Below are 25,218 nucleotides of genomic sequence, written 5' to 3'. Positions count from 1 at the left end.
GGATATTTACAAATATATAAATATATAACTACAGATTTCGATTTCTAAAATAAGTGATATAAAAGAGTTTAAGTCTTCTGAGTTTCAAGTTCATAGAAAAAAAGACAATTCTCTTATGCTTGTTCGGACGATATCCATATATTTCCCTTACAACCGGGAAATTTAGATCCCTTTTCCAACCAGATAGTCTCACCTGTCTTATAACAGGAATAAAAGCCTGAGTCTTCAACTTTTTCATATGATTTATGAGGATTTAACTCCCAAATCATATCTTGAGAGAGAGTGGGCAAACCAGGACTTCGTTTATCAACTGGAAGTTTAAAAACGCTTACACTGCCGTCCCTCTCAAGGTAGGCAGTCTCAATTTCTCCCAAACTTCTGATACTCTGGTTTCTTAATAAAAGGAAAATTTCGTCCTGTGTAGGGGTATGTTTTCCTATTACTTTAGAATTCAGAATCCCATTACTTATGATTTTGGCAGGTGAACCCTGAGTAAAATCCTCATACTTGGGGAACTTGTTCACCAGAGCTGTTTGTATCCTGTAAAGTACTGTAACAGTTGCAATTGCACAAGCTGACCATAGAATTGCAACGTCTGGATAAAACATAGGATCTCCCATAGACGATCCAAGAGCAATAATAATCAAAAGATCAAAAGGTGTCAGCTGATCAACTGCTCTCCTGCCTAAAAGCCGCATGATAATCAGTGCAAAAACAAACATAAAAACTGTTCTAACAATCACTTCAAGTATGAAAAGCCATGGAGCATCGGCTATAAGAATTCTTTTTATTTCGAAAGCCTCTATGGAAGGTTCTGCCATATTAATAATAAAGATATGTAATGGCTTAAAAGTTCTCAGTTAAACAGTTTATGCAAACAATTGGTGATGTTGAGTTTATTATGATACTAATTTGATTCCCAAACTAATAAAGTTCAAGAACTGATTTCGCTATGTAAGAAAATTGATTGTCCCAAATATAGAATTTAGAGAAGCTACTTTGAATAAAATAATAATAGTATATGGATAATGAAGCTATAGACAATAAAACATTCGCAAAATAACGATTTTTTAAAACAAGAGATCCGTAAAAATGGAATTAAAATGCATGAATAAAAATAAGATGCCCGGAGCGTGACTCGAACACGCGACCTCCAGATATCTCAGGAGATTAAAGACGCCTCATATAATTGTCCCTATGAGTCTGGCGCCCCAACCATCTAGGCTATCCGGGCTTGCAACACACAAATGTACAAAGATATATTAAAGGCTAACGATCGGAACACTGGAAAACTATAGTTTTTGGTAATATTTACATGAATAAGTTGTCCGAGAATGAGATATTTTATAGAATAGCACTTCAGGAATTGACAGGAAACTGGAACTCACCAAACTTGCCGCGACGACCAGGAATACCCGTTCAAGGACATACAAAGGTAGTAAGGTTATCATTTGAGGTGTCTTGTATTCTGCCATCCCATATAATACAGGGAATTGAAGAAGTTAATTGAGTTCTCCGTAAGTCAATTGGCAATATTAACGTCGGCAGAAAAAGGCCCTATAAAATAAAAATTACTTTAGAAAGTAATATTGTTAAAATCTTCAAAATTTAGTTTAATCCGTAAATATGCCAGACTCCTATCCCACGGGATTTTTTGAGTTAATACTTTACACGATAGCATTTTTGGAACACATTTCCAGAAGTTTGCCCTGAGACCTTGGTGAAGGCTACTACTGATTCTTAATGGCATTTGGTGAGTTTGCCTGATATCATTTTTTGCCTCTAAATGCACTACGTTCTTGGTTTTGTCTTTCCATAAAATTCAATAAATGCAGACTATATTAAATTAATAACAAAAATAAGATGAAAAAACAATTTTGAAATGTATTTACTGAGGAAAGTGGCCAGACAGAGGGAAGAATAAGACAAAATTATAAAATATTAAACTGAAACAAGTTGAAAAAAAAGAGTTAAAAGGAAAAAGGATAAAAAGTTTTACCTTTTTGAAACTATCAGTGTCCTGTGGCTTCTGCTAGCTTTTTGACCAGAGAGGCATCAGCAGTACTTCCGGTAACCACAAACACATGGTTTCCACTGCCCCATATATAAGTATATCTGGGAATCTCGGTTCCTGCGGAAGTGACGTGGTCTGCAATTCTTACAGCTGAATGCCCATTAAATGACTCATCGACAAAACGGGAGCCTTCTGTTAATGGTTTGAAGGAAGATTTGTATGCATCTATCAAATTAGTCGTAGCCTCAGAATTCTCAAGCTCGATTACATCAATATAGAAGTCGGACTCATTGTACTTGTACATTCCTTCGGACCCTCCGACAACTTCTGAAATATTCTCCGCGTTGTAATCGATTTTGATATCAGCTGCATTAAGAGGGATAGACCCAATATATTTGAAACCTTCAGGAAGGTTTTCAAGCTTGCTAATGTCAGCCGTACTTTCAGCGGAATTTGTACTTGATCCCGAGTTAGTTGAGTCTGTTCCACCAGCCGAGGGCTTGTTAAACTCGCTAGTGTTAGCTGCATTTTCAGCAGGATTTACATTCGTTTCCAGGTTACTCGATTCTGTTACATTAACTGCGGAATCGTTAAGCTCACTAACATTAGCCGTACTTTCGGCAGGATTTACATTTTCTCCCGAACTATTGGGCTCTGTTCCATTTACTGCGGATTTATTGTCGCCAACGCAGCCTGAAAATGCGACCATTAAAACCACAAGTGCAGATATTAAAGCCACCATTTTTTTCATAAGCTTCACCTAAAATCTGTATAATCCTGGAAATAACTACCGAAGTTTAAAACCGGGATTTCAAAGTTGAAAGATCGGTTGAATTAAGAAATATGTAGAATAAAAAGTTATCTGAAAAAGGAACTTAAAAAAGAATTAAAAGAGAGAAGGGTTAGGAAACCCTTCAATCAGAAATTTTAGTTGTTCCTCCTGACGAGGTAGACAACTCCAACGAGTCCGACAAGTCCAAGAACAACTCCGAATCCTGGGGAGTTTTCCTTATTTTCATCATCAGATTTGTTTGTCTCTGGGGTTGTGGTAGTTGGTGTCTCATCAGTATCGTCTGATGCGTTCACATCGTCCGTAGTATCAGGGGTTGTTGTTACATTAGTTACGTTGTCAGTTACGTTGTCAACAGGTTTGGGAATGCTGCTGCTTGTATTGTTGTCAGTTACGTTACCAACAGTCTTCGTAACGAATGGGTAGTACCTGAGTTCACTGGATGGAGTGTCAGCGATCTTGAAGGACATGCCCTCGGCAATATCCTGATCTGAGTCTCTGGTCAGAGTAAAGGTGTCTTCATTGCTGATCTTGAGGGTATTTCCCTGTATGGAAACATCATTGAGTTCGCCGAATTCGTCATCAGATTCGATCTTTATGGCGTTTGCGTAGTCAATGAGCCAGATACCTTCAATCTGTGCAACGCTGTCGACTGCACCCTGGAATACCTGGTTGACATGGACTTTCATGACAGTAACATCGTCTTCATCCTGGATGTCATCAAGCTCGACGTCCCAGGTGCTGTCACCTTCTCCAACATTGACGATTTCGTCATCTACGTGTTCTCCGTCCTTGTCGAATTCGAGCCAGACTTTGTCACCATCGACATCTACCTGCCTGGCCTGGAGAGAGTATCCATCACCGAGGTCAAGGGTATCGCCGGTTTTGAGAGTGACCTTGTCATCGCTGTCCATAATAAGCTTGGCAAGTTTGTCAGCACTGTTGGATTTCAGTGGAATGTATTCCTCTGCAAAGAAACCAATAACTGGATACTGGTCCCATCCAAGGCTTGGCTTATTATATTCGTAGTCAACCTTCTTAACGGAGGTCTGGTAAACGAGGCCACCTTCTCCAATTACATTTCCGTTCAGTTTGGAAACGCTGAGGTTTTCTGTTTGAACATTGTCATCAAGGTCGTAGTAGAAACCTGCAAAGTTGCTTGCGTCCCAGGTAGCTGGTCCGGAGGCGACACTTCCTCTTATTTCATAGGATCCGGGCTCGGTAATATCCTTTGCGAGATAGAACCTGAGCACATTGCTTGGGGTGTCAGCGACTTTGAAAGACAGACCTTCAGCAAGTTCATTTGTGGAATCTCTGGTCAGAGTGAAAGTGTCTTCATTGGTAATGTTAAGGGTGTCACCGTTAATGGAAACATCATTGAGTTCGCCGAATTCGTCATCAGACTCAATCTTTATGGCGTTTGCGTAGTCAATGAGCCAGATACCTTCAATCTGTGCAACGCTGTCGACTGCACCCTGGAATACCTGGTTGACATGGACTTTCATGACAGTAACATCGTCTTCATCCTGGATGTCATCAAGCTCGACGTCCCAGGTGCTGTCACCTTCTCCAACATTGACGATTTCGTCATCTACGTGTTCTCCGTCCTTGTCGAATTCGAGCCAGACTTTGTCACCATCGACATCTACCTGCCTGGCCTGGAGGGAGTATCCTTCACCGAGGTCAAGGGTATCGCCGGTTTTGAGAGTGACCTTGTCATCGCTGTCCATAACGAGCTTGGCAAGTTTGTCAGCACTGTTAGATTTCAGAGGAATGTACTTTTCTGCGAAGAAACCAAGCAAGCTGTAGTTGTCCCAGCCAAGGCTTGGCTTATCATATTCGTAGTCAACCTTCTGAATCTTGGTTGAATATACAATTCCGCCCTCTCCAATTACATTACCGTTGTTTCCGGCAACATTTTTAATGGAAAGAGTTTCAGTTGTGACGTTATCGTCAATATCATAGTAGAATGCTGCAAATTGAGTAGCATCAATTGTAATGCCATCGCCGACAATGTCGTCGATATTAGAGCCGTTAAACACAGGACCGCGGATCTCAAGTGTGTCTGCTGCACTTGCGGCGGATGCAAATACAGTCAGAAGCATGAGAGCAGCCAGTGTCACTGCTGCGAATCTCTTCATTTTATTGTTCCTCCATGTTTGTTAAGATATGTCGTATGTAAGAAGAAGTGTCGGGATCAACACTTTAAGGGTTTCACCATTCTTCACCAAGTCAGACTTTTATATTTCGTCTATTGCCGAAGAGGATTTCATTCCCTCCTTATCCCTCTAAATTGGATTACAAGTGTTCTATAAAATAGTTGCCTTATTAAATCTTTTGTGGTCTATTTCAGGGAAATTGAAGGGGAAAAGCGCAAAACAACGATACAAATGACGGTAAATGTCGAAAGAACTCCGGCAGTTTATTCTTTATAAGTTAATTAAAAGATAAATTCGAAATACTTATAAAATACTATGGAAAAAAGATTCTATTATTATAAAACTCAGGTTAAATAATCTCTATTATATATTTAAAAATTAATTAAGTAAACTTATTGGTTATATCTCAAACTTTTTTATTTAGATAACTATAAAGTCCTACTTTAAGTATGTTGACATAAAGAGTCCAAATATTGCTAATGATATTGTTTTCTAACTATTTGATAAAAAAATATTAAATTTAAAATTGTTAACATCTGGTTTAACTCCCAAGATAGCAACTCTCAGGATTATAAGAACTGAATCGTTTTTCCGTTAAGCTTAGCATGAGATATTATGCTTGGATTATGTAAACTTCCTTACTGAACACAATAATAGATCATTATCTTAAAATTCATGTTTAGTTGTATTCCAAGGTATAATTATAAAGTTTTCATCAAAATCAATATTCAAATCTTATACTTCAATCCTGAAGTTGTATCACAAAGCTTGTGGCCAGTTACAAAATCTAATGATTTTGAGTTTTACGTTCATCACTAAGTTTGTACTGAGTCGTTGGATAGGAGTCTATTATATAGGTTTAATACAGTTGCTAAGTTTAATACAGTTGCCTGTTTTGCAGAAACTGTATATAATTCCTTAATTTTATCTTAAGATGTAAATTAATTTCTAACAGATTCTTATCTAATCTTGTTAAAATATAGTTGGGCATAGTCAATTTATGAGAAGTTATTTTTTAAACTCAACTTATTAAATATATATATCAATAAGTCCATTTTTATTTAAATGTTGCGTCATTCATGTTATATATTATACTAACGGTCAACGATCTTATAAATCATAAATTGGGTGAATTTTGTGAATTCGAAGAGAAAAATGAAAACAATTGTTTATATATTACACAGAAAAACTTATAAACAGTTAACTAAAAGTAATTACTGGAGTTCAAATAAATGGATCGTGGAATGTCTATTTGAACTCCATGCGCCCGAAAGCAGGAACAAGATCATTTTGTGAGTATTTAAACTTATTTATCCTGCTTCTTGGGTAAAAATAATAAAGGAGTAGAATAAATGGGAATGAATAATAAACTTAGAACAACAACCCTATTTATGGCAGCGATACTACTTGTGAGTATAGCTTGTATACCAGCTGTGAGCGCGAGTCCAAACAAGGATGCTACTAATACGGTTTCTGCGATTGGGACTCCTGCTGTCGAGTCTTTGAAAAAAATTGGGATCTTAGCCACTGTTCATATAAATCAGGGTGCATCCAAAACTCATACTACGTATGTGGGTTCCAATAAGCATCATTTTGACCCGTATTTGATTTGGATACCTTCATCTGGTTCACTGCGCCTAACTATTACTTCTCCCACAGGACAGGTATACGGTCCCTGGACTGACAGCTCTGATGGAAGTGTAAACGGTATGATAAATTTCGATTATATACCAATAGAATCAGCTGCTGGTCTGGCAGTTGGAAACTGGGTATCTACAATATACTGTATTAGTGGACCTGTTGATTACTCATATACAGTTACTGTTACCTGATGTCTATCTGAGTATAAGTCTGTGATGGATCATTTGCGCAGAGTTTTTCTCGTAAAGCCTCTGTGTTTTTATTTGTTTAGATTGTAACAGAAAATCCGTGAGAAGAATTCTTCTCACGGACTCTTTCCTTCCTTTTTTTCTTAACTGCGACTTATTCCACTAATTATTGTGATACGCTCATCAACTGATAATTTCCCGGTCTCAACAATCGTCCTCTTTTTAACCTCTCTTTTTCATATTCAGTTTTATCTTTATATATCCATCATTTGTGATAACTTACATGTTCTTCTGAGATGAAGATACCAGTTAGTCCATAGAAACCTATTTTTGGAAAAATTATTTTAAGTGGAATATGTGCTAAATCACTAAAGAGACTAAGCCTGAGGATGCTTAGTATAGGTATGAACTCAAGGTCCAAAGACATTAACATCATTTGTAAATAATTTTATATGTTTTTGGTAAGTGTTTTTGGAACTCATACAGTATTATTCAAAAAAGAAATCTTTTACGCTACTTGAATGGGAAAATGAATATTATCAAAAATTGACGATATAAAAAGAGAAATATAATAAAAACGTTATATGATATCAGTAAATTTAAAAGAAGGCAAAAAGGTCCGATACATTATAAACACAAGAAGAAGCTAAATAATAATACGAAACTAATAAGACCATTTTATAACCGAATAACAGAACATAGGTCTAAAAACACTAAGGGGAATTCACTTTGGAATGTAAAAATGTTATTCAGGATGCCATATGCAGGATAAAAGCCATGAAAGGCGTGGAAGATACGTATATTTTGAGTGAAGAGGACAAAGAGAAAATCCTTGAGCTTGAAAAGAAGGCCGAAGGAGCAGTCCTTATGGGGCTTGGTGTAGGAGATAATCAGGGAATAAAGGAAGTCTTCAAACGCCAGGTAATCATAGCCTTTACAACTAATATGAACTATGTCTGGCCTGAAGGGCCCAATGTGGTGCTTATGCAGTATGGAGAAAAGGTAGGTGAGGATGTTTATGATCCCGAGAAACTTGAGGAGTGTAAAAAGTGCAATGACATGCTGGTTATGGGAAACTTCGTAATATATAAGAACTCCGTACCTAAGCCAAAGGATGCAAAGAAGGAACCCATAACTGTAGTACTCCCACCACAGAAATGCCAGGATGTAGAATGTGTAGAAGGTGTAACAAATGCTGTACTTGCATCTCCCTCCACTCCCTCAGATGAGTATCTAAGGTCTACAATGGGTCTCAAACCGGCAGTAGGACTCGGAACTTTTATTATCGGGTTTGATTTCTGTTAAGCAGCTGGTCTGTAAAAATCTATTCTGTAAAAATCTATTCTGTAAAAATCTCTATTAGATAACAAATGAGGTCGTCTCTGTATAGTAATATTGAGCTGCCGTTTTACCTGTAGTAAATATATAGCTCATCCAAAAATCAATTTCACTACTACCTAAATCTGAGTTTCAAACTCACATAATGATCCTGAGTTCTCGATTGATTATCCACAGTTTGATTTGATAAATCATTTTGAGCTTTGGGATCAGCTCAAACATTATCAATAAGATCAAACTAAGTGGCTTTTTTAAAACCAGAAAATACTTTTTGAAACTCTCAAAATTGATTTTTTTATTTTGAATTGTCATATGAATAAAAAGCCGGAATCCATAAACCGGAAAGACGGAACTTGAGATGAAAGAAGATACTTATAATAAGGCCTGCAGGGAAATTCTTGAAAAAGTACTTGCTGGCGAGATCGAAAACGAAAGTCAGTTAAATAAGGCAAAAAAAGACTTCAGTAAACACTATCATCTGGCCAGCCTCCCCAGAAACGGAGACATCATAACTCAGGGATCAAACGAAGAGAAAGCATTAATTAAGGAATTTTTGAGACGAAAACCTGTAAGAACGATTTCCGGAGTTGCGGTAATTGCTGTAATGACCTCCCCGGCTCCATGCCCGCACGGAGTTTGTCTTCCCTGTCCGGGAGGACCAAATTCCACTTTCAAGTCACCTCAGAGTTATATGGGAAGAGAGCCTGCAGCCATGCGGGCGATCCAGCATGGGTTTGACCCTTATTTCCAGGTAGAATCCAGGCTTTCCCAGCTTAAAGAAATCGGTCATGATGTAGATAAAGTGGAACTAATTGTTATGGGAGGCACGTTTTCTGCACGCAGTCTCGATTATCAGGAGTGGTTTATCAAACGCTGCCTTGAGGCAATGAACGATTTCACAGGTAGGGAGTGGAGAGAAAATGCCTGGAAAATCGGGAAATCTTTACCTTATATTCCTCTTGAGGAGGTACAGAAAGCCAATGAAAAAGCTGAGATTCGCAATGTAGGAATTACATTCGAAACACGTCCGGACTGGGCGGGAGAGAAACATGTGGATGAATTCCTTAGACTTGGAGGAACTAAGGTAGAGCTCGGAGTTCAGAGTGTTTATGATTTTGTGCTCACCCGCATGCAGAGAGGGCATGGCGTTGCGGAAATTGTTAGGGCTAACCAAATATTAAGAGACAGTGCATTCAAGGTTGGATTTCATATGATGCCTCATCTGCCTGGCTCAGATTCGAAACTGGACCTCAAAGGTTTCAAAAAGCTCTTTGAAGATCCTCGCTTCAGGCCCGATTATCTCAAAATTTATCCTACCCTTGTAACTGAAGGAACTCCTCTTTACAGGCTCTGGGAAACAGGAGACTACGAAGCTCTTTCTGACGATGAAGCTGCTGAGCTAATTGCGGATATAAAAGAGATCCTGCCTAAATGGGTAAGACTCCAGCGTATCCAGCGAGATATTCCAGCTTACCAGATCATTGCTGGGGTCCGAAAAAGTAATCTCAGGCAGCTTGCAGAAGAAAAGTTAAGAGAAAAAGGAGGGAAATGCCATTGTATCCGCTGCAGGGAAGTAGGACATACTGGCCTGAAAGGGAGAAGTATAAATCTAAATGACATTGAACTGACTGTAGAAAATTACGAAGCTTGCGGAGGCACAGAGTATTTCATTGCATTTGAAGACCTTGTCTCAGATGTCCTTATCGGATTTACACGTTTGCGATTTCCTGCTGCTCCTCACCGTCCTGAACTTCAGGATGCAGCCCTGATAAGAGAACTGCACGTTTACGGTTCCATGGTACCTGTAGGAAAAGAAGCAAAGCAAAAGGAATGGCAGCATAGAGGATATGGAAAGGAACTTCTGGAATATGCAGAGAAGATAGCACGTGAAAACGGGTACCGGAAACTTTCCATTATTAGTGGGATAGGAGCTAGAGAGTACTATCGAAAATTCGGGTATGTCCTTGATGACGTATATATGTCAAAGATTTTGAAAGACTAAGACCTGTAACTCAAGAGAAGTCACTAACTTTAACCCTGTCACTAATTTGACTTTAAATTCTGAAGCTAGTGTTTTGATTCCAAAATAGATTCTTTATTTAGCATGAAAGTGCTGCCATCTGCAAGCACTTTCATTGGCTGTGCATGTTATTCAAAGAATATCATGTTCGTTTTCTGGAAAAGTTCATAATCTCAAGTTCCTATTCAAAAATCAAGTTTTATGAACTATTATCGGAATCGCAATACTGGTACTATTCTTATTCTTATTCTTATTCTTATTCTTATTCTTATTCTTATTCTTATTCTTATTCTTATTCTTATTCTTATTCTTATTCTTATTCTTATTCTTATTCTTATTCTTATTCTTATTCTTATTATTAGTATACACCTAAAATTAGGCTTTAGGTCACTAACTTAAAGCTTTAGTAAACTGTCAAAACCCAGGGTATAAGAGAAAGTTTCAGATACTAATTTAATGCTTTGAGCTGAAAAGTAAATTCCCATAAATAAGTTTCTGGCTAAAAGATTTTTGATAAAAGCATGACTATGCGTAAAAGAATTTGCGGAAAAATATTAAATAGTATGATATAGTATCGTATATCTGTTTTTAAATATACAAAACCTTATAATGTAAAACCAGAAAAATCAATAAGAGTAACAGCCTTATCCTACTAAACTACTTTTCAAAATTTCCAGAAAAAATTAAGTTTAAAGAAAAAAAGGCACTGAATTTGACAGATTATACCAGATGGAAAGAGAAAAAAGTCAGTTTTTTCCATGTATAACATTATAAAATAAAATTTAATAATTAAAAAGAAGATTAAAAACGTTAGTAAAAAATTAAATACTATACGTCCGTAACATAGGAAAAACCTTAAGTTTAAATGTTAGGTTTTGAAAAACGATTTGTAAACTCTAGTATTTCAAAGAGTTTTTAAAATAAAACTAACTAAAATTTAGAACTAGTGGACTCAAAAGTAAAAACAAATAATCAATTAATAAACCCTAAAATATCCCTAAAGAAACCCTAAAAGGCTCTAAAACACCTTAAGGTACCTGGAAATAAACGGTGATAAAAATGAAAATTAGAGTTGTAAGTTCAAAAGAAGAAATAGACACTTTAAAACTTGATGAGGAAATTATCCACCTTGCATTCAGACCATCCAACAAGGATATTTTTAAACTCATCCTCAAGTGTCCAGAAGTGAAAGCGATCCACATCCCAAGCTCATACAAGAAAACAATTTCCAGTTCTGCACAGATGTACCTTTCCATGCAGAATATTGCTTTACTTGAGGGTGATGTGTGGGGTCATAGAAAAGATATTAATGAGTACTCGGAAATCTCCCAGCGTGTTTTTGACCGCATACAGGAACTAAAGAAAGAAGGACTTTCTGACGAAGATACTGTTGAGAAGCTTGTAAGAGAAACAAGACTCAGCCCAGATTTTGTAAGTTTTATTATCTCTAACTAAAACACCACATAAGCCGGTCAGATTCTGATCGGCATCTATTTTTTATAATTTATTGCTTAAATAGGCGTGGTGATAAAATGATTATTCTGTTCAAACCTTTTTTGACTTTTGAGTAGGCTTTTCTGAAACTTCTCTGAAATGAATTTTTCGTACTTTTCTGCCACTCCAAAATAATCGGATTTGGAATTTCTTCTATAGAGCTCTAGATCAAAACCTGGATACAATTGATAACAGTTAGTTTGGCAGTTTTATAGAATTAACGTTAGTTTTAATACCGGATATTGGTTTAAGATAATCGGCTTAATTTTAGGTGATCAAAGCAGTTTCAAATTAATGATATCCAGTTTACTTATTAAGGAACTTAATAAATACTCAGTTTACTTATTCATAAACTTAATAAATTTCCAGTTTACTTATTCATAAACTTAATAGATGTCAAGTTTACTTATTAAGGAACTTTATCCAAGCTGGCATATCTGTTCCTGTTCATTCAAGTAAAAAGAATTGCTTTCTGAGTAAAAAGCTTAAGTAAAATAGCGAGAAGATTTAACAGGATTTCATGACCGAGTTTGAACACATGCTTGTAAACTCATTTAATGCATACATTGAAGAAAACAGAATAAGAGCTATTTCCTACAGGCTTAAGCAACATAGATTTACTCCGCAGTTTCTTGATGTGCTTGTGGACTCTCTTAACCCAGATCTATACCTGGGAATTGAATGCAAAAGCATCTCAGTGGAGAAGGGAGCAAACGCACTTTACTTCTCTCAGCATTTTACAGTGGATAAAAATGGAATTCACCAGATAGAAAGAATTTCAAACTATCTGAACAAATCAGGAAGACGTGGCTTTCTTGCAGTGGAGCTTCGTCTGGGACCCGGGCATGGCAGGGAAGCATATATGATTCCCTGGAACGATCTCGAAAAAAAATATTTTGCTCAGGATCTCAAACTTACGTTACAGGAGATACGGAGTTTTCCTGAAATCAAAAGAGAAGGAAAAGATTATAGGGTTGACCCGAGGGAATGGGAAAGAAAATAAAGCCGGAAAAAGTGCTTAAACTGAGGCAAGTAGAAAACCGTGGAGAGAATAATGTCTGAGACAATGAAAACACTTTATAAAGAAGCGGCAAAGTGTGCCGAAGAGATTAAAAAGTATAAATCAGTCCATGTTGTGTCCCATATTGATGCTGATGGATTGACATCTGCAGGAATTATCTGCACTGCCCTTGAACGTGGTAATTTTGAATATACAACACGTTTCGTCAAGCAGCTTGATGAGAAAGCTCTTGATACTATCGCAGACGAAAACTATAATATTGTCATTTTTACTGATCTGGGAAGCGGAATGTGCGAACAAATAGAATCCCGTGGAATTCATGCAGTAATCTCAGACCATCACCAGCCTCAGGGAAGCTATCAGTTTCATCTGAATCCTCACCTTTTTGGAGCAAATGGTTCATATGAGTTGAGCGGCTCGGGAAGTACTTATCTACTGGCTTCGGCCCTTGGAAAAAATCCGGATCTTTCCTCGCTGGCTATAGTAGGAGCAATAGGGGATATGCAACATCTTAAAATGGGGCAGCTTGTCGGGATTAACAGAGAAATTCTAGAAGAAGGAGTTAAACAAGGCACTCTTCAGTTCAAAAAAGACCTGACTCTTTTTGGAAAGCAAACTCGCCCAATTTATAAATTGATACAATATTCCTCGGACCCTTATCTTCCCGGGCTTACAGGGAATGAAGAGGCTTGCATTGAGTTTCTTCACTCTCTTAACATTCGCTTTAACCAGGATGAAAGTTGGAGGCGCTGGATTGACCTTGAGACCCTGGAAAAGCAGAAAATTGTCTCAGGACTCATCCAGTACTGCCTGAAATCAGGTATACCTTCGTACAAAATCGAACGACTGATAGGTGAAGTTTATGTACTTCTGGAAGAAAAAGAAGGTACGGAAATGAGAGATGCTTCAGAGTTTTCTACCCTTCTTAATGCCACTGCTCGTTACGACCATGCTGAGATAGGACTTGCAGTCTGCATGGGAGATAGAGAGAAAGCTTATGAAGATGCTCGCAAACTGCTTGCCGAACATAGACAGAACCTTGTTAACGGGCTCATGTATGTTAAAGAAAAAGGAGTCGTTCAGCTTGAAAATATCCAATACTTCGATGCAGGCTCGGAAATAAAAGAAACTATAGTGGGAATTATTGCAGGCATGAGTTCTACCTTAGTTGAAAACAGAAATCTTCCTATTATTGCTTTTGCAAAAGCCGATGGAGGGATTAAAGTCTCGGCTAGAGGAACACAGGATCTTATTCGCAGGGGAGTTAACCTTTCGGAAGCAATGTCAATGATCTCGGCTGAAGTTGGAGGTGCAGGCGGTGGACATGATATTGCAGCAGGAGCAACTATTCCTAATGATAAAAAGGAAGAATTCGCAAGAAAACTGGATCTATTTATTGGAGAACAAATGCGAAGAAAGGCACGTTCAAAGTAAAAGAGCCAGCTTTCGGAAGTATATTCCGAGAAACTGAACTGAGTAGTAAGTAAAGGCTTAATAAAAACAAAGAATTTAAAGTATAATTCTTTGAGCATTAAACCAGATCTTCAATCCTGCTCATTTCTTTGAACGAAATTAGTTTTGACATTGCACTGGTATCTATGGAAATTCCATATTCCTGTACAACAGCCATGGGATTTGTTCCTCCAATGACGACTATTCCAAGATGATCTCTCTCTATAGGAACATCCAGAACCCTTGTGTTTGGTTCCCCAACTTCCAAAATACCACTGAAGCCTGCATCCAGAAGGTCAGAAAGGCAGCTTTCAATTTCATCTCTTGCAACCATAGGAGCTTCCCTGAGATTTGCAAGAACCTTGCCTGAACCTGTCCTGAGCATTTCAGACACAGAAGTAATGCCCTGTGACATCAGGATCTCAAGAGGATCTACAGTCGTACTTACATAAGTCAGCACATCAGTGAAACGCACAGGAATTCCATTGCGAATCTGGACAACTCCTCCAAGTTTAGGGTTTACAGGGATTCCTGCCTTGAGAAGTACGCCATCAATTGTAATGCTGCATACAGTCCCGATACCTACCTTTCCCTTTTCGACAGTCAGATCTCCAATGGATTCTCCCTCAGAGACTATCTTAACATAGGGGGTCACAGAAAGTCCGCTCGAGATTACCATTTTAAAGATCCCAAGCACGTCGTCCAGATCTTTTTTATCAATAAGCGAAAGATTAAGAATAATATCTCCATCCATTTTCTTAGGATCAAACGTAGTCCTGTACATAAGATCCTTTATTCTGGACGCTGTAAATTGAATACGGTATCCATTTTTTTGCATTTTGAACCTCCAGTAATTGAAGGTATTTATACTTATTATAATTATGTGTTATGTATTATGTATTAGTTATGTACTAATAACCATAACATATGCTTTAGGCTTTGTCACTTATTTTTGTGCTTTCACCTATCTTAGAATCGAGCTTACTATAGGGCAGGAAATAAGAGTAGAAGTTCTCTGAGAGCACGAATCTGAAAGGAATAATAGAAATCCAACCTGCGTAGGCTGGAAAGTAGCACATATCTCAGAGCACTCCTGTTAAGAACCCTGTAAAATCCTGTGGGGCCGTCAAAAATCTCAGTTTCTCAGTTTTATACACAAGCTCATACATATTTTCTCCGTAGTCAAGCCCTAGTTCATCGTATGAAACGGGTTTAAGGTGGCGGATAGGTGGTATATTCCTGTAAAGAGGATTTTTGACAAAACCATCTTTAAGCAGAAAGTAAGAAGCTCCAGAAAGCCTTTTTATAGGTTCATAAATCGAGGAAAAGTCGCGGCAAACCCAGTTTGCCATTTCGAGAGTTTTATCGGAAGCATTTATAGTCACATGCCCATATCCAGGAGGAACAATTACTAAATCCCCTTTTTCTGCTTTTATGGCTACAACGTCCAGAACAAAATCTTCCTTTCCACTTTTTACTTTTTGTAGAAGATAAGTAGCAGAACCTTCAAGTACCTGATAAATTTCAGGATAGTTGACATTTGTTCCTGGAACACGCGGATGGTAATGACCTACAGTTTTAACATATTCAGATCCAAGCATTGCGGGAGGAATTACAGTAATATCATACCTCAGGTGCTGAGCTTTGACTGCTTCAAGTTCAGAGTCATTTTTTGCAAGGTCCCTGAACATATAGTACACATCTTGATTTCTTACCTCTGTTTCTTCAAACCACTCCTTATCAAATACTACATCTTCCATATCATGGAGTCTTCTGACGTCTGCTGTAGTGACTTTATCCCCGAACTTCATTGTAACTTCCATCGAGTTCCCTTTCCTATCAGAGCATATAGAGATATTCAGATTACAAACAAGAACTTGTATAAAGGAGCCAATATATTACCAGAGTTGACTATCAGAAACAGCAATATAAGTATAATAAAGTAACTGACGGAATATTATTGCAGCCTGATTTTTTACCTCTTGTTCTTCGGAACCTGAAAGATTATATCTCTCAGGCATTCAGAGCTTTTTCAACCATTTTAGGGTAGGTAAGCTCTATAATAGTTTTCAGATTAACTGTATCTTCTATGTTGTACTTAATAAGTATATCCAGGGCTTCACAATCTCCTTTTTCATACTTTTTCCAGAGCCTCACGGCATCAAAACCTGTTATACCCTCGGTATCATCGCTTCGGGTGATCCCGAGTAGTTTTTCAATGTTTTTTAAACCTCCGTTATACCCTATTCGCCTTAAGGGGTACATGAGGTCTATATGGAGTTGATTGAACTCTATTTCGGGAAATTCGGATTTTATGAAAGGTAAATCAAAACGGGCACCATTGAAGGATACAAGTAGCCTGTATTTTGAGAACTCTTCTACAATGTCATCAAGGTTAATATCTCTTATATACGTTTTTGATTCTTTTCCATCATAGATTCCTACAATAGTTAGTTTATCCCGAGACTTGGAAAGTCCTGTTGTTTCGATATCTACAAATGCGGCAGAATCGGAAAATAAGGAATATGCTCTCCAGTGTTCTGCAGAGGGAAGGCATTGTGAAAAAAAACAATAGTCTTTTGCTGCAAGGTGTTCAGAAGATTTCCTCACCTCTTCACAAATTCTGGCTTTTCGTGATGAAGGTATAGAGAGACAGTCTTCCATCTCAAGAAACTCTTTCCAGGTATGTATGCCTTGAGCCCAGATTTTTCGTTCAAGGCCTTTCCCTACACCTGGAATATGAATGTATGTATTACTCAGCATGTTTCCCCTCAACATTTGGGGGTAATATTTAATAAAAATACTGCATGAAAGCTGAAAAGTATCCAAAAGAGAAAAACAGCAACTTCAAGAACTAGATATAGTATAAAGTGCGAACACAAATAGATATGATAATAGTAGCTGACCGATGATAGAGAGTCATAACTGACCGATGATAGAGAGTCATGTTACAGGATAAATTTTTAAAGCTGAAAATTCCAAAACTATTCAAAATAAATTACTTAATATAGGTGTGTGTTTAATGGCTAAAATTTCCGTAATTGGTGCAGGAAATGTAGGGGCAACTACAGTCCAGCGGCTAGCTGAACTTGAACTTGGCGAAATTGTCATGACGGATATTGTAGAAGGGCTCCCGCAAGGAAAAGCCCTCGATCTTATACAGGCAGGAGCAATAAAAGGTTATGACACGTCAATAATTGGGACCAATAATTATGCAGATATCGCAGACTCTAATCTTGTAATTATTACAGCAGGAATTGCAAGAAAGCCCGGAATGACTCGGGAAGATCTAATTAAAACAAATTCTAAAATAATATCAGAGGTTTCCAGAAATATTGCAAAGTATGCTCCAGAATCTATAGTAATTAATGTTACAAATCCTCTTGATATTATAACCTACATAGCTATGAAATCAACAGGATTTGATACAAAGAAAGTATTCGGAATGAGTGGAGTTCTGGATTCTGGACGTTTTGCAAGTTTTATTGCAGAAGAATTGAAATGCTCGAAAAAAGATGTACAGACAATGGTTATAGGAGGTCATGGAGATCTAATGGTACCTCTTCCTCAATATACAACAGTATCAGGAGTTCCGCTCACGGACCTGCTTCCAGAGGATCGAATTGCCAGGCTGGTAGAAAGGACAGTAAACGGAGGAGCCGAGATTGTGGAGCTTCTTAAACAGGGCAGTGCTTTTTATGCTCCGTCGGCAGCTATTGTCTCTATGGTGGAAGCCGTGATTAAAAATTCAAAGAGAATTCTACCTGCCTCAGCTTACCTCGAAGGACAGTATGGACAGGAAGGTATTTACTTCGGTGTGCCTGTAAAGCTTGGAGCAACCGGAGTCGAAGAGATCCTTGAACTCAAGCTCGATGAAAATCAGTACGAGATCCTCAGGAAATCCTCAGAAACTATTCGAAATGTGATTTCACAGCTGAAAGTATAAAAGAAATAAATCAGACTAGTGTCGCGTCAATCTTTAAAGGTTCAATGATTACGAATAATAGCAATCGATTTTGTACGACATTTTACTGTTGACCCAACACTAGAAAGAAACTGAGATTTAAAGAGGATTAAATTAGAATAAAAGAAAGGTTTTATAAAAGACTAAAGAGTTCTGCCCACAGGTAATTCAAAATCTACCTGTTATTTACCTGTGAGCCAGAAAGACTCTTAAAAATATTATTCTTATTCTGGACAGTTACGGGAGAAATGTAAATAAGTGTACCCTTCGAATAAACAAAAGTAAGAGCAGTTTAACTCATTTTGAACTCCCTCTTCTTAATTGAAATGCTGGATAATAAACTTAACAAAGCAAGACCATTTTTGTCTCTCACTAATTTAAATAAGAGGATCTATTATAATAATGACTGGATTTCAGTCTACTGAAAATGCTAGATAAAACTAGCAGTCACATAAAACTGGCAAAACTGTAAGATATATAAGTATGTTTTTCATATAAGGTTAGGAGAAAGATTTAAATTAATTTACAAAGCAGGGATATAATGCGCGCAGAACTTACATCACTTTTTGGTTTAAACGTATACACAAACGCTGGCGTTTATGTAGGAAAGTTGCAGGATCTAGTAATTGATATAGAAGATCAGAAAATTACCGGGCTTGCTATCTCGGATATTAATAGGGAACTTTTTGACCTGACTAGCAGGGGCGTAATTATTCCTTACCGATGGGTTATAACGGCAGCAGATATCATAATTGTGAGAGACGTTATCCAGAGATACAAAAAACGAAAAGAAGATTAAGTTAATCTGAAAAGTATATGAAAGACCGGGAAATTTATGCTGAGATGCGCTGTATCCCTCCTGTGGTTGTGCGCGCGGACGGCAGGAATTTTAAAAACACACTTAGGGGTCTGGGCTTTGGAAAACCCTATGATCAAACTTTCGCCAGGGCAATGGCGAATACTGCTGAACTCTTTATTAAGAAAAGTGGTTTAAGCCCTCTCTTTGCCTACACTTTTTCGGATGAAGTTAGTTTTCTATTTATGGAACTTCCCTTTGAGGGAAGAGTAGAAAAAATTGATTCTGTCACGGCAAGCTTTCTGGGAAGTGCACTTACGATAAATTTGGAGCTTGAAATACCTGTGGCTTTTGATTCCAGAGTAGTAGTTCTTCAAAAAGAGGATATTCCTGCGTATTTTCACTGGAGGCAGCTTGAAGCCTGGCGCAATTTTGTGGCAGCCTGGGGATATTATACTTTGAGACATGAAGGAATCGACAAGATTAAGGCTTCGAAATATCTCATAGGAAAAAAAGAATGTGAAGTCCATGAAATGCTTTTTGAGAGAGGAATAAATCTCGCAACGCTTCCTGCCTGGCAGAGGAGAGGAATCATTATTTCAAAAGAAAAATACGAAATATCTGGCTTTAATCCTATACTTGATAAAGAAACAAAATCTCTGCGTAGAAAGATCATTCAAAATTGGGAAATTCCGAATTTCAAATCAGAAGAAGGTACGGCGTTTTTACAGAAACTTATTAATAGGAACTAAGGATTTGAAAGTAAGAAAATAAAAGGAATGTAGAGGCAATGGACAGACTCGAACTTATAAAAAGAAACGTTCAGGAAATCGTAACTGAAGGAGAACTTGAAGAGCTTCTCGATAAAAAAGAAGCTCCTCGTGCCTACGTAGGATACGAACCTAGCGGAAAAATCCATATGGGACACGTTCTTACAGTAAATAAACTGATTGATCTCCAAAAAGCCGGATTTGAAATTACTGTTCTGCTTGCGGACGTGCACGCTTATCTCAATCGGAAAGGCACGCTTGAAGAAGTCCGAAAGATTGCAGACTATAACAGGCGCTGCTTTATTGCCCTAGGGCTTGACAAAGAAAAAACTAACTTCGTTTATGGGTCTGACTATCAGCTTGGAGCAGAGTACATGTTAAGTGTTCTCAAACTTTCAAGGGCAGTGACTCTGAATAGGGCTCGCAGGAGCATGGATGAAGTCGGTCGTGCTATGGATGACCCAACCGTCTCTCAGATGGTATATCCACTGATGCAGGCTATTGATATCGCTATGCTAGGAGTTGATGTCGCAGTTGGAGGTATTGATCAGAGAAAAATCCATATGCTTGCCCGTGAAAACCTAAAGAGTCTTGGATTCGAAACCCCAATCTGCATTCATACCCCAATTCTCCTGGGATTAGATGGAACCAAGATGGCTTCATCAAAGGAGAATTTCATTTCGGTAGATGACACTGAGGAAGAAATCTACAGAAAACTTAAGAAAGCCTACTGCAAGATTGGAGACACGGAAGAGAACCCGGTTCTTGCTCTTTTCCGCTACCATATATTTCCTAGATACGAAACTGTTGTCATAGAGAGACCTGAAAAATTCGGTGGAAATATAACATATACGAGCTACGAAGAAATGGAGAATGCTTTTGTAGCAGAAAGTGTTCATCCGATGGATCTGAAAAATTCAGCCGCAAAGTACATAAATGATATTCTGGACTCTGTCAGAAAAGTTCTGCTTTAAATTCTGGAATGGCCGGGCTCTTCTCGGCCACTTCATAGAAAAATATAAATACAGGATCTCTGTCCAAAATATAAGACTCAGGTTCATGTAAAATTTATTGCTTAAAATAAGGGACTTATTTTAGAAATAAAGAAAGCCTCTGGATAAAACGTTATATAGCTATAAATCATAGAATATTTGAAGGGTCGTCTAGCTATTCAGGGTGCTTTTATGAAATATATTTACCAGGACTCTACAGAACTGCCTGTACAGCGGGATTTCACTGAGGATCTGAGAACTTTTTTAGGTATAACTTCCCAAGTAATCCCTCTGGAAAACTCTATAATAGAGATAAAGTGCAAACAGAAAGAAGCGCTTCATGAATTGAAGAGTAGAATAGAAGGAATGAATAATTTTGAAAAGAAGCTTGAGACTTTACTTAGAAAATTAGTTAATGAAATTGATGTAGAGGACGTTATACCCTGTACTAACGCAATCCTGCAAACCTGCAGTGAGAATCTTGGGAAGAGAAGGGAAATCCTGAAGGCCGAGTATATAAACATAGAAAACGGGACTCCTGATGAATATAAAAAAATCGAAGAAAGAATACTTGATGTTCTTAGCAGGTTCTTAATTGTAGGAGTTTACGGAGCTGAAAAAAGATTTGAGCTTTCCAGTAACACAAATGATATTTCAGGCGAGATGGAAGGTTGGGTCTCGGGTTTGCAGTATCGTTACACGCTCACTTTTACAGAAGAAAACCTGACAGTAGAAAAACTACTTGGGAGCTTAAGCCTGCCAGGATGGGCGCGGGCAGGCATCCTCAGAAAAGAAGAAAAAATAAAAATGCATAACCTTTCTGACTTCCTCATAACTTTCCTTGAATATGACACCCAAAAAAATATGCGCATATTCCTGGAAAACAAAAAAGCAAACCGGAAATTCAGGATAGAAGGTGGAGATCACAGGTACTTTGTATATGAAGACGATAAGGAGATCACCTCAGATAAAGAGCTTGGGGATTTCATTGATATGGAAAACCTGGCAAGAATCCCTGAAAAAATTCAAGCTTATTTTAAGACAAGTGTTAGCACATATAACCTTTCGAAAATTCTTCTTGACGAGGAGGATGCCATTTCCACCAATCAGATCTTCGATTGCCTGAAAGTTATTGCCGAGCAGTATGGAGTAATTGTTCAGGACTGCCTGGCTAAAGGTCATAATAAAGAAGAGATAACCATCAAAATGGAAGAAGCTGATGGCACACGGACTGAAAAATACATAACAAAGACCGAAATCTATGCCCAACTGGCAGAGGTCGGAAGTGAAGGTATTGAGATTGCCGGAATACTTGGTGTTGACAGCAGAACTCAAATCAAAGACAAGAAATACCTTATTGTTTAAATTATCTAAACTTTTCTTGCATTTTACTTTTTAAGATTTATTTATTATTCTAAGACTCTGGTAAAATTTCGGAATTTGTGTCATAACTTTTATTTTATTTCTTTTATGTATTCTTTTTACTATATTTTGCTTTATCTGATAATTCTTTTCTAATTATTCTACTTCTTTTTATCACTTTATGTTGCGAATTTCAACATTTCTAGATATTTTATTCAAACACATTAAAAAATAAATAAAAAGGACATAAATGTTAATAGATAATAATTAATTCATAAATAGAGAACGTGAAAACTATAAATAAAAATTTATACATGAAAAAAATAGAAATCTAATTATAGGGAACTAACGTAGGGAGATAAAACATAGTCATCTCATATCAAAAATAAATCACAATATATAAAAACTAATTAGATAAAATTTTACGTATAATTATATAGCAATCATAGGGAAAACATAAATTAAAATGCCTGAACTTTGGGAGAAATATTGAAAACTTAAACATAAGGAATTTATTTAAAGCAAAGATGTCCTTGAATTTGACTACCACATTATATTGGGACACTCACTGAAAATAAAAATAAGGATTTTTATTTCTACGAACTGTATGATTACAAATCAATAAGCTACTGACGTATCGGACATTTGGGTTTACGGATGTAGGGGTAGAGCCTATGAAAATGAAAGCCGATTTTTTAAGTTCTGTAATTTCTGTATTATTAATTATGCTAATTATTTCTGGGATGATCCCAGGTATGGCATATGCTGCAGATAATAATGAAACAGACCCTGTAGATTCAACCAGTGATTTAATAATAGAGAGTATTTCGTGCAATCCAGAGAATCCAGAACCCGGAGAAGCTGCAACCATTGAAATAGCAATAGTAAACCAGGGGACTGCAGTCTCAGAGCAAACGGAGGCAGTGTGCAAAATAGGGGATGAAGATTCGAAAGATATACAAATACAAGCGATAGAGCCGGAGAATACTTTGTTAGCGTCATTTGACTGGATTCCGGAAAAAGAGGGTACAGTGAAAATAACAGTAACAATGGGAGATAGAAAAAAAACAATTGAAGTTACAGTGGCAGAAGAAAAATCTGCAGATCTCGTGATAGAAAGCCTCACGGCGGTACCTGAAAATCCAGAGCCTGAAAGTGAGGTAACTGTTAATGCGTTAGTCAAGAACAAGGGAACTAAAGTCTCTGAGGCGACCAAACTAACGTATAAAATCGGGGAAGCAGACCCAAAAACGGTAAAAGTACCGGAAATAGATCCGGAAGATAGCTCGTTAGTCTCGTTTACCTGGACTCCGAAAGAAGGGGGCACAGTGAAGATAAAAGCAGCAGTGGGAGATAGCAAAAAAACAATTGAAGTCACGGTGGCAAAAGAAACATCTTCGGATCTCACAATAAAAAGTCTCTCTGTTGATCCTGAAAATCCGAAAATTGATAGTGGAGCCACTATCAAATCATTAGTTAAGAACACAGGAACTGAAGCCTCAGAGCCGACGAACATAATCTATAAAATTGGTGAAACCGAGGAAAAAGAAGAAGTCCCTGCAATAGAGGCTGGATCGGAAACAATAATTTCCCACACCTGGACAACTCCTGACAAAGAAGGAACAGTGTCAATAAAAGCCTCTTTAGAAAACGTAGAGAATAGTGAGAAAGAAATTTCTGTGAAAGTAGTACAGGAATCACTTCCGGATCTGATAATTGAAGACCTGTATCTAGAATCATCAACACAACCTGAAGCCGGAAAACCTTTGAACTTTATTTTAAAAATAAAGAATATTGGAGAGGAAACTGCCAGTAGTAGTACTGCAAAATATAGTTTTAACGGAGATTCAGAAGGCGAGATCTCTATCCCTGAACTTTCAGCAGGGACAAGTACAAGTGCAGAGTTTTCGTATACTCCCGGAAACGAAGAAAACATTATTGTAGCAGTGATTGCAGATTCCGAGAAGACTGTTAGTGAAAGTAATGAAGATAATAATAAAATGTCAAAAACCATAAGTATAAAAAATGAGCTTCCTGACCTGAAAATAGAATCTATTTCTCTGAGTCCTGAAGAACCTCATCCTGGAGAGAATACAACCTTTACGGTAACAGTGAAGAATAGTGGTTCTGCAGCTGCTGAAAACAGCGAAATTAAGTATGATATCAAGGGAAATAATGAAAGTTACACTGGAGTTACATCGATACCAGCCCTTGCAGCAGGTGAAACCGGAACAGGCACTTTTTTCTGGACTCCTGAAAATGAAGGGCAAATTGAAGTAAAAGCAACCGTGGATGCAGAAAACATCATATCCGAAAGTGATGAAACCAATAATGAGTTCACAAAAACCGCAACCGTATATAAGGAAACAGTTTCAAGCGATTCAGGAAATGAGAGTTCGGGATCTTCAAGTAGCGACTCCGAAAGTGAGAGTTCAGGATCTTCAAGTAGTGACTCCGGAAGTAAGAGTTCAAGATCCTCCAGCAGCAGTTCAGGAGGCGCCATTCTTTCTAAAGAACCAGTAAGCAATGTAGAGGCAAAGGAACTTGCTACCGGAAATGTTCAAAGTGGTTATCATGCCAAGTTCGATTTTCCGGAAGGCGTCACATGCATTACATATATCGAGTTCGACCCAATAAAAACATTAAAGAAGACAGTTACAACCGTAGAAATGCTCAAAGATAAATCTACTTTTGTCTCCGATCCCCCTCTGGGTAAGATATACAAGTATGTGAATATCTGGGTAGGAAATAACGGAGCAGGAGTAGCTAATTATTTTGAAAATGGATTTATAGAATTCAAAGTTGAAAAGTCATGGCTTGAAGAAAATAACATTAGCGAGTCACAGATAACTCTTCAATGGTATAATAAAGGCTGGGAGACCCTAGCTACAGAAAAAGTTAAAGAAGATACGAGTTACGTGTATTTTAAATCGAAAACGCCTGGATTTTCCTGCTTTGCAATAACCAGTTATTCTGCAGAGGGGAAAAATGTATTGGAAGGCAATGGATTAGCAGAAGAGGAAGTATTGAGAAACTTGAGTGGTGAAATAAACAAGAGTGCAGTCAACGAAAGTGCAAAAACGGATGACAAAACCAAAAATCCGATGGGGAAAGCCAAAGTAGTTCTGGCAATTTCTCTGCCCCTCTTCTTGATTCTTGTAGAGTACTTTGTAATGAAGAAAAAGATTTGAAAATCTCTTTCTTTATAATTTTATTT

The 25,218-nt window shown here is 37.6% G+C and carries 19 protein-coding genes and 1 tRNA gene; 12 read left to right on the top strand and 8 right to left on the bottom strand.

What is annotated here, in order from left to right; translation table 11 throughout:
* Positions 1-113: 113 nt before the first annotated feature.
* From MSBR3_RS09550 to MSBR3_RS09535, 4 genes are all read right to left on the bottom strand, one after another.
* Positions 114-821: a DUF421 domain-containing protein gene (locus MSBR3_RS09550; protein ID WP_052723350.1), complete on the bottom strand. Its 708-nt coding sequence runs from the start codon at positions 819-821 to the stop codon at positions 114-116.
* A 302-nt stretch (positions 822-1,123) separates the two neighbouring features.
* A tRNA-Met gene (locus MSBR3_RS09545) sits at positions 1,124-1,234 on the bottom strand.
* 778 nt (positions 1,235-2,012) lie between these two features.
* A complete protein-coding gene (locus MSBR3_RS09540) occupies positions 2,013-2,765 on the bottom strand; it encodes a hypothetical protein (protein ID WP_155396779.1) in 753 nt (250 codons plus the stop codon).
* Between the two features lie 176 nt (positions 2,766-2,941).
* Positions 2,942-4,945: an S-layer protein domain-containing protein gene (locus MSBR3_RS09535; RefSeq protein WP_048107776.1), complete on the bottom strand. Its 2,004-nt coding sequence runs from the start codon at positions 4,943-4,945 to the stop codon at positions 2,942-2,944.
* A 1,409-nt stretch (positions 4,946-6,354) separates the two neighbouring features.
* Here MSBR3_RS09535 and MSBR3_RS09530 point away from each other — a divergent pair.
* From MSBR3_RS09530 to MSBR3_RS09505, 6 genes are all read left to right on the top strand, one after another.
* Complete coding sequence (locus MSBR3_RS09530) at positions 6,355-6,795, top strand: hypothetical protein (RefSeq protein WP_155396778.1); 441 nt, start codon at positions 6,355-6,357, stop codon at positions 6,793-6,795.
* A gap of 726 nt (positions 6,796-7,521) precedes the next feature.
* The gene (locus MSBR3_RS09525) at positions 7,522-8,097 is read left to right on the top strand and encodes a hypothetical protein (protein WP_048107773.1); all 576 of its coding nucleotides are present in this window, start codon (positions 7,522-7,524) and stop codon (positions 8,095-8,097) included.
* Positions 8,098-8,488: 391 nt separating this feature from the next.
* Positions 8,489-10,132, top strand: coding sequence for a tRNA uridine(34) 5-carboxymethylaminomethyl modification radical SAM/GNAT enzyme Elp3 (locus MSBR3_RS09520; protein ID WP_048107771.1), 1,644 nt, complete (start codon positions 8,489-8,491; stop codon positions 10,130-10,132).
* Between the two features lie 1,077 nt (positions 10,133-11,209).
* Positions 11,210-11,605 carry a DUF1699 family protein gene (locus MSBR3_RS09515; RefSeq protein WP_048107769.1) on the top strand — a complete coding sequence of 132 codons (396 nt, stop codon included), beginning with the start codon at positions 11,210-11,212 and terminating at the stop codon, positions 11,603-11,605.
* Between the two features lie 559 nt (positions 11,606-12,164).
* Positions 12,165-12,647: a hypothetical protein gene (locus MSBR3_RS09510; protein ID WP_048107768.1), complete on the top strand. Its 483-nt coding sequence runs from the start codon at positions 12,165-12,167 to the stop codon at positions 12,645-12,647.
* A gap of 51 nt (positions 12,648-12,698) precedes the next feature.
* Positions 12,699-14,099, top strand: a complete 1,401-nt coding sequence (locus MSBR3_RS09505; RefSeq protein ID WP_048107766.1) for a single-stranded-DNA-specific exonuclease RecJ — start codon at positions 12,699-12,701, stop codon at positions 14,097-14,099.
* 97 nt (positions 14,100-14,196) lie between these two features.
* Here MSBR3_RS09505 and nrpRII read toward each other — a convergent pair whose 3' ends face one another.
* The 4 genes from nrpRII to MSBR3_RS09490 form a co-directional block, all read right to left on the bottom strand.
* A complete protein-coding gene (nrpRII, locus tag MSBR3_RS09500; protein ID WP_048107764.1) occupies positions 14,197-14,955 on the bottom strand; it encodes a global nitrogen regulator NrpRII in 759 nt (252 codons plus the stop codon).
* Between the two features lie 94 nt (positions 14,956-15,049).
* Positions 15,050-15,196 carry a hypothetical protein gene (locus MSBR3_RS20230; RefSeq protein WP_155396777.1) on the bottom strand — a complete coding sequence of 49 codons (147 nt, stop codon included), beginning with the start codon at positions 15,194-15,196 and terminating at the stop codon, positions 15,050-15,052.
* A 3-nt stretch (positions 15,197-15,199) separates the two neighbouring features.
* Positions 15,200-15,940, bottom strand: coding sequence for a glucose-6-phosphate isomerase family protein (locus tag MSBR3_RS09495; protein WP_048107762.1), 741 nt, complete (start codon positions 15,938-15,940; stop codon positions 15,200-15,202).
* Between the two features lie 190 nt (positions 15,941-16,130).
* On the bottom strand, positions 16,131-16,880 hold the full coding sequence (locus MSBR3_RS09490; RefSeq protein ID WP_048107760.1) for a ribonuclease H-like domain-containing protein: 750 nt from the start codon (positions 16,878-16,880) through the stop codon (positions 16,131-16,133).
* Positions 16,881-17,139: 259 nt separating this feature from the next.
* On the opposite strand from MSBR3_RS09490, the gene mdh reads away from it, so the two are divergent.
* The 6 genes from mdh to MSBR3_RS09460 all read left to right on the top strand — a co-directional run bounded on the left by mdh (position 17,140) and on the right by MSBR3_RS09460 (position 25,192).
* Complete coding sequence (gene mdh / locus MSBR3_RS09485) at positions 17,140-18,063, top strand: malate dehydrogenase (protein ID WP_048107758.1); 924 nt, start codon at positions 17,140-17,142, stop codon at positions 18,061-18,063.
* 559 nt (positions 18,064-18,622) lie between these two features.
* Complete coding sequence (locus MSBR3_RS09480) at positions 18,623-18,880, top strand: PRC-barrel domain-containing protein (protein WP_048107757.1); 258 nt, start codon at positions 18,623-18,625, stop codon at positions 18,878-18,880.
* A 17-nt stretch (positions 18,881-18,897) separates the two neighbouring features.
* Entirely contained in the window at positions 18,898-19,629 is a 732-nt protein-coding gene (locus MSBR3_RS09475) for a tRNA(His) guanylyltransferase Thg1 family protein (protein ID WP_048107755.1), read from the top strand.
* 38 nt (positions 19,630-19,667) lie between these two features.
* Positions 19,668-20,621, top strand: a complete 954-nt coding sequence (locus MSBR3_RS09470; RefSeq protein ID WP_048107754.1) for a tyrosine--tRNA ligase — start codon at positions 19,668-19,670, stop codon at positions 20,619-20,621.
* Positions 20,622-20,831: 210 nt separating this feature from the next.
* Entirely contained in the window at positions 20,832-22,004 is a 1,173-nt protein-coding gene (locus MSBR3_RS09465; protein ID WP_048107753.1) for a chromosome segregation ATPase, read from the top strand.
* Positions 22,005-22,675: 671 nt separating this feature from the next.
* Positions 22,676-25,192, top strand: a complete 2,517-nt coding sequence (locus MSBR3_RS09460; protein ID WP_052723348.1) for a CARDB domain-containing protein — start codon at positions 22,676-22,678, stop codon at positions 25,190-25,192.
* Positions 25,193-25,218 lie beyond the last annotated feature (26 nt).

It is taken from the genome of Methanosarcina barkeri 3 (assembly GCF_000970305.1).
GTDB lineage: Archaea > Halobacteriota > Methanosarcinia > Methanosarcinales > Methanosarcinaceae > Methanosarcina > Methanosarcina barkeri_A.
Note: the sequence above shows the minus strand (reverse complement) of the source record. Positions and strands in the feature narration are given on the sequence as shown.

Excerpts from the sequence above, each read along its gene's own strand:
- MSBR3_RS09475 (WP_048107755.1), top strand. The coding sequence starts at position 18,898 with ATGAAAGACCGGGAAATTTATGCTGAGATGCGCTGTATCCCTCCTGTG.
- MSBR3_RS09515 (WP_048107769.1), top strand. The coding sequence starts at position 11,210 with ATGAAAATTAGAGTTGTAAGTTCAAAAGAAGAAATAGACACTTTAAAA.
- MSBR3_RS09460 (WP_052723348.1), top strand. The coding sequence starts at position 22,676 with ATGAAAATGAAAGCCGATTTTTTAAGTTCTGTAATTTCTGTATTATTA.
- MSBR3_RS09465 (WP_048107753.1), top strand. The coding sequence starts at position 20,832 with ATGAAATATATTTACCAGGACTCTACAGAACTGCCTGTACAGCGGGAT.
- MSBR3_RS09480 (WP_048107757.1), top strand. The coding sequence starts at position 18,623 with ATGCGCGCAGAACTTACATCACTTTTTGGTTTAAACGTATACACAAAC.
- MSBR3_RS09505 (WP_048107766.1), top strand. The coding sequence starts at position 12,699 with ATGTCTGAGACAATGAAAACACTTTATAAAGAAGCGGCAAAGTGTGCC.
- MSBR3_RS09550 (WP_052723350.1), bottom strand. The coding sequence starts at position 821 with ATGGCAGAACCTTCCATAGAGGCTTTCGAAATAAAAAGAATTCTTATA.
- MSBR3_RS09510 (WP_048107768.1), top strand. The coding sequence starts at position 12,165 with ATGACCGAGTTTGAACACATGCTTGTAAACTCATTTAATGCATACATT.
- mdh (WP_048107758.1), top strand. The coding sequence starts at position 17,140 with ATGGCTAAAATTTCCGTAATTGGTGCAGGAAATGTAGGGGCAACTACA.
- MSBR3_RS20230 (WP_155396777.1), bottom strand. The coding sequence starts at position 15,196 with ATGTGCTACTTTCCAGCCTACGCAGGTTGGATTTCTATTATTCCTTTC.
- nrpRII (WP_048107764.1), bottom strand. The coding sequence starts at position 14,955 with ATGCAAAAAAATGGATACCGTATTCAATTTACAGCGTCCAGAATAAAG.
- MSBR3_RS09535 (WP_048107776.1), bottom strand. The coding sequence starts at position 4,945 with ATGAAGAGATTCGCAGCAGTGACACTGGCTGCTCTCATGCTTCTGACT.
- MSBR3_RS09495 (WP_048107762.1), bottom strand. The coding sequence starts at position 15,940 with ATGGAAGTTACAATGAAGTTCGGGGATAAAGTCACTACAGCAGACGTC.
- MSBR3_RS09540 (WP_155396779.1), bottom strand. The coding sequence starts at position 2,765 with ATGAAAAAAATGGTGGCTTTAATATCTGCACTTGTGGTTTTAATGGTC.
- MSBR3_RS09520 (WP_048107771.1), top strand. The coding sequence starts at position 8,489 with ATGAAAGAAGATACTTATAATAAGGCCTGCAGGGAAATTCTTGAAAAA.
- MSBR3_RS09470 (WP_048107754.1), top strand. The coding sequence starts at position 19,668 with ATGGACAGACTCGAACTTATAAAAAGAAACGTTCAGGAAATCGTAACT.
- MSBR3_RS09530 (WP_155396778.1), top strand. The coding sequence starts at position 6,355 with ATGGCAGCGATACTACTTGTGAGTATAGCTTGTATACCAGCTGTGAGC.
- MSBR3_RS09490 (WP_048107760.1), bottom strand. The coding sequence starts at position 16,880 with ATGCTGAGTAATACATACATTCATATTCCAGGTGTAGGGAAAGGCCTT.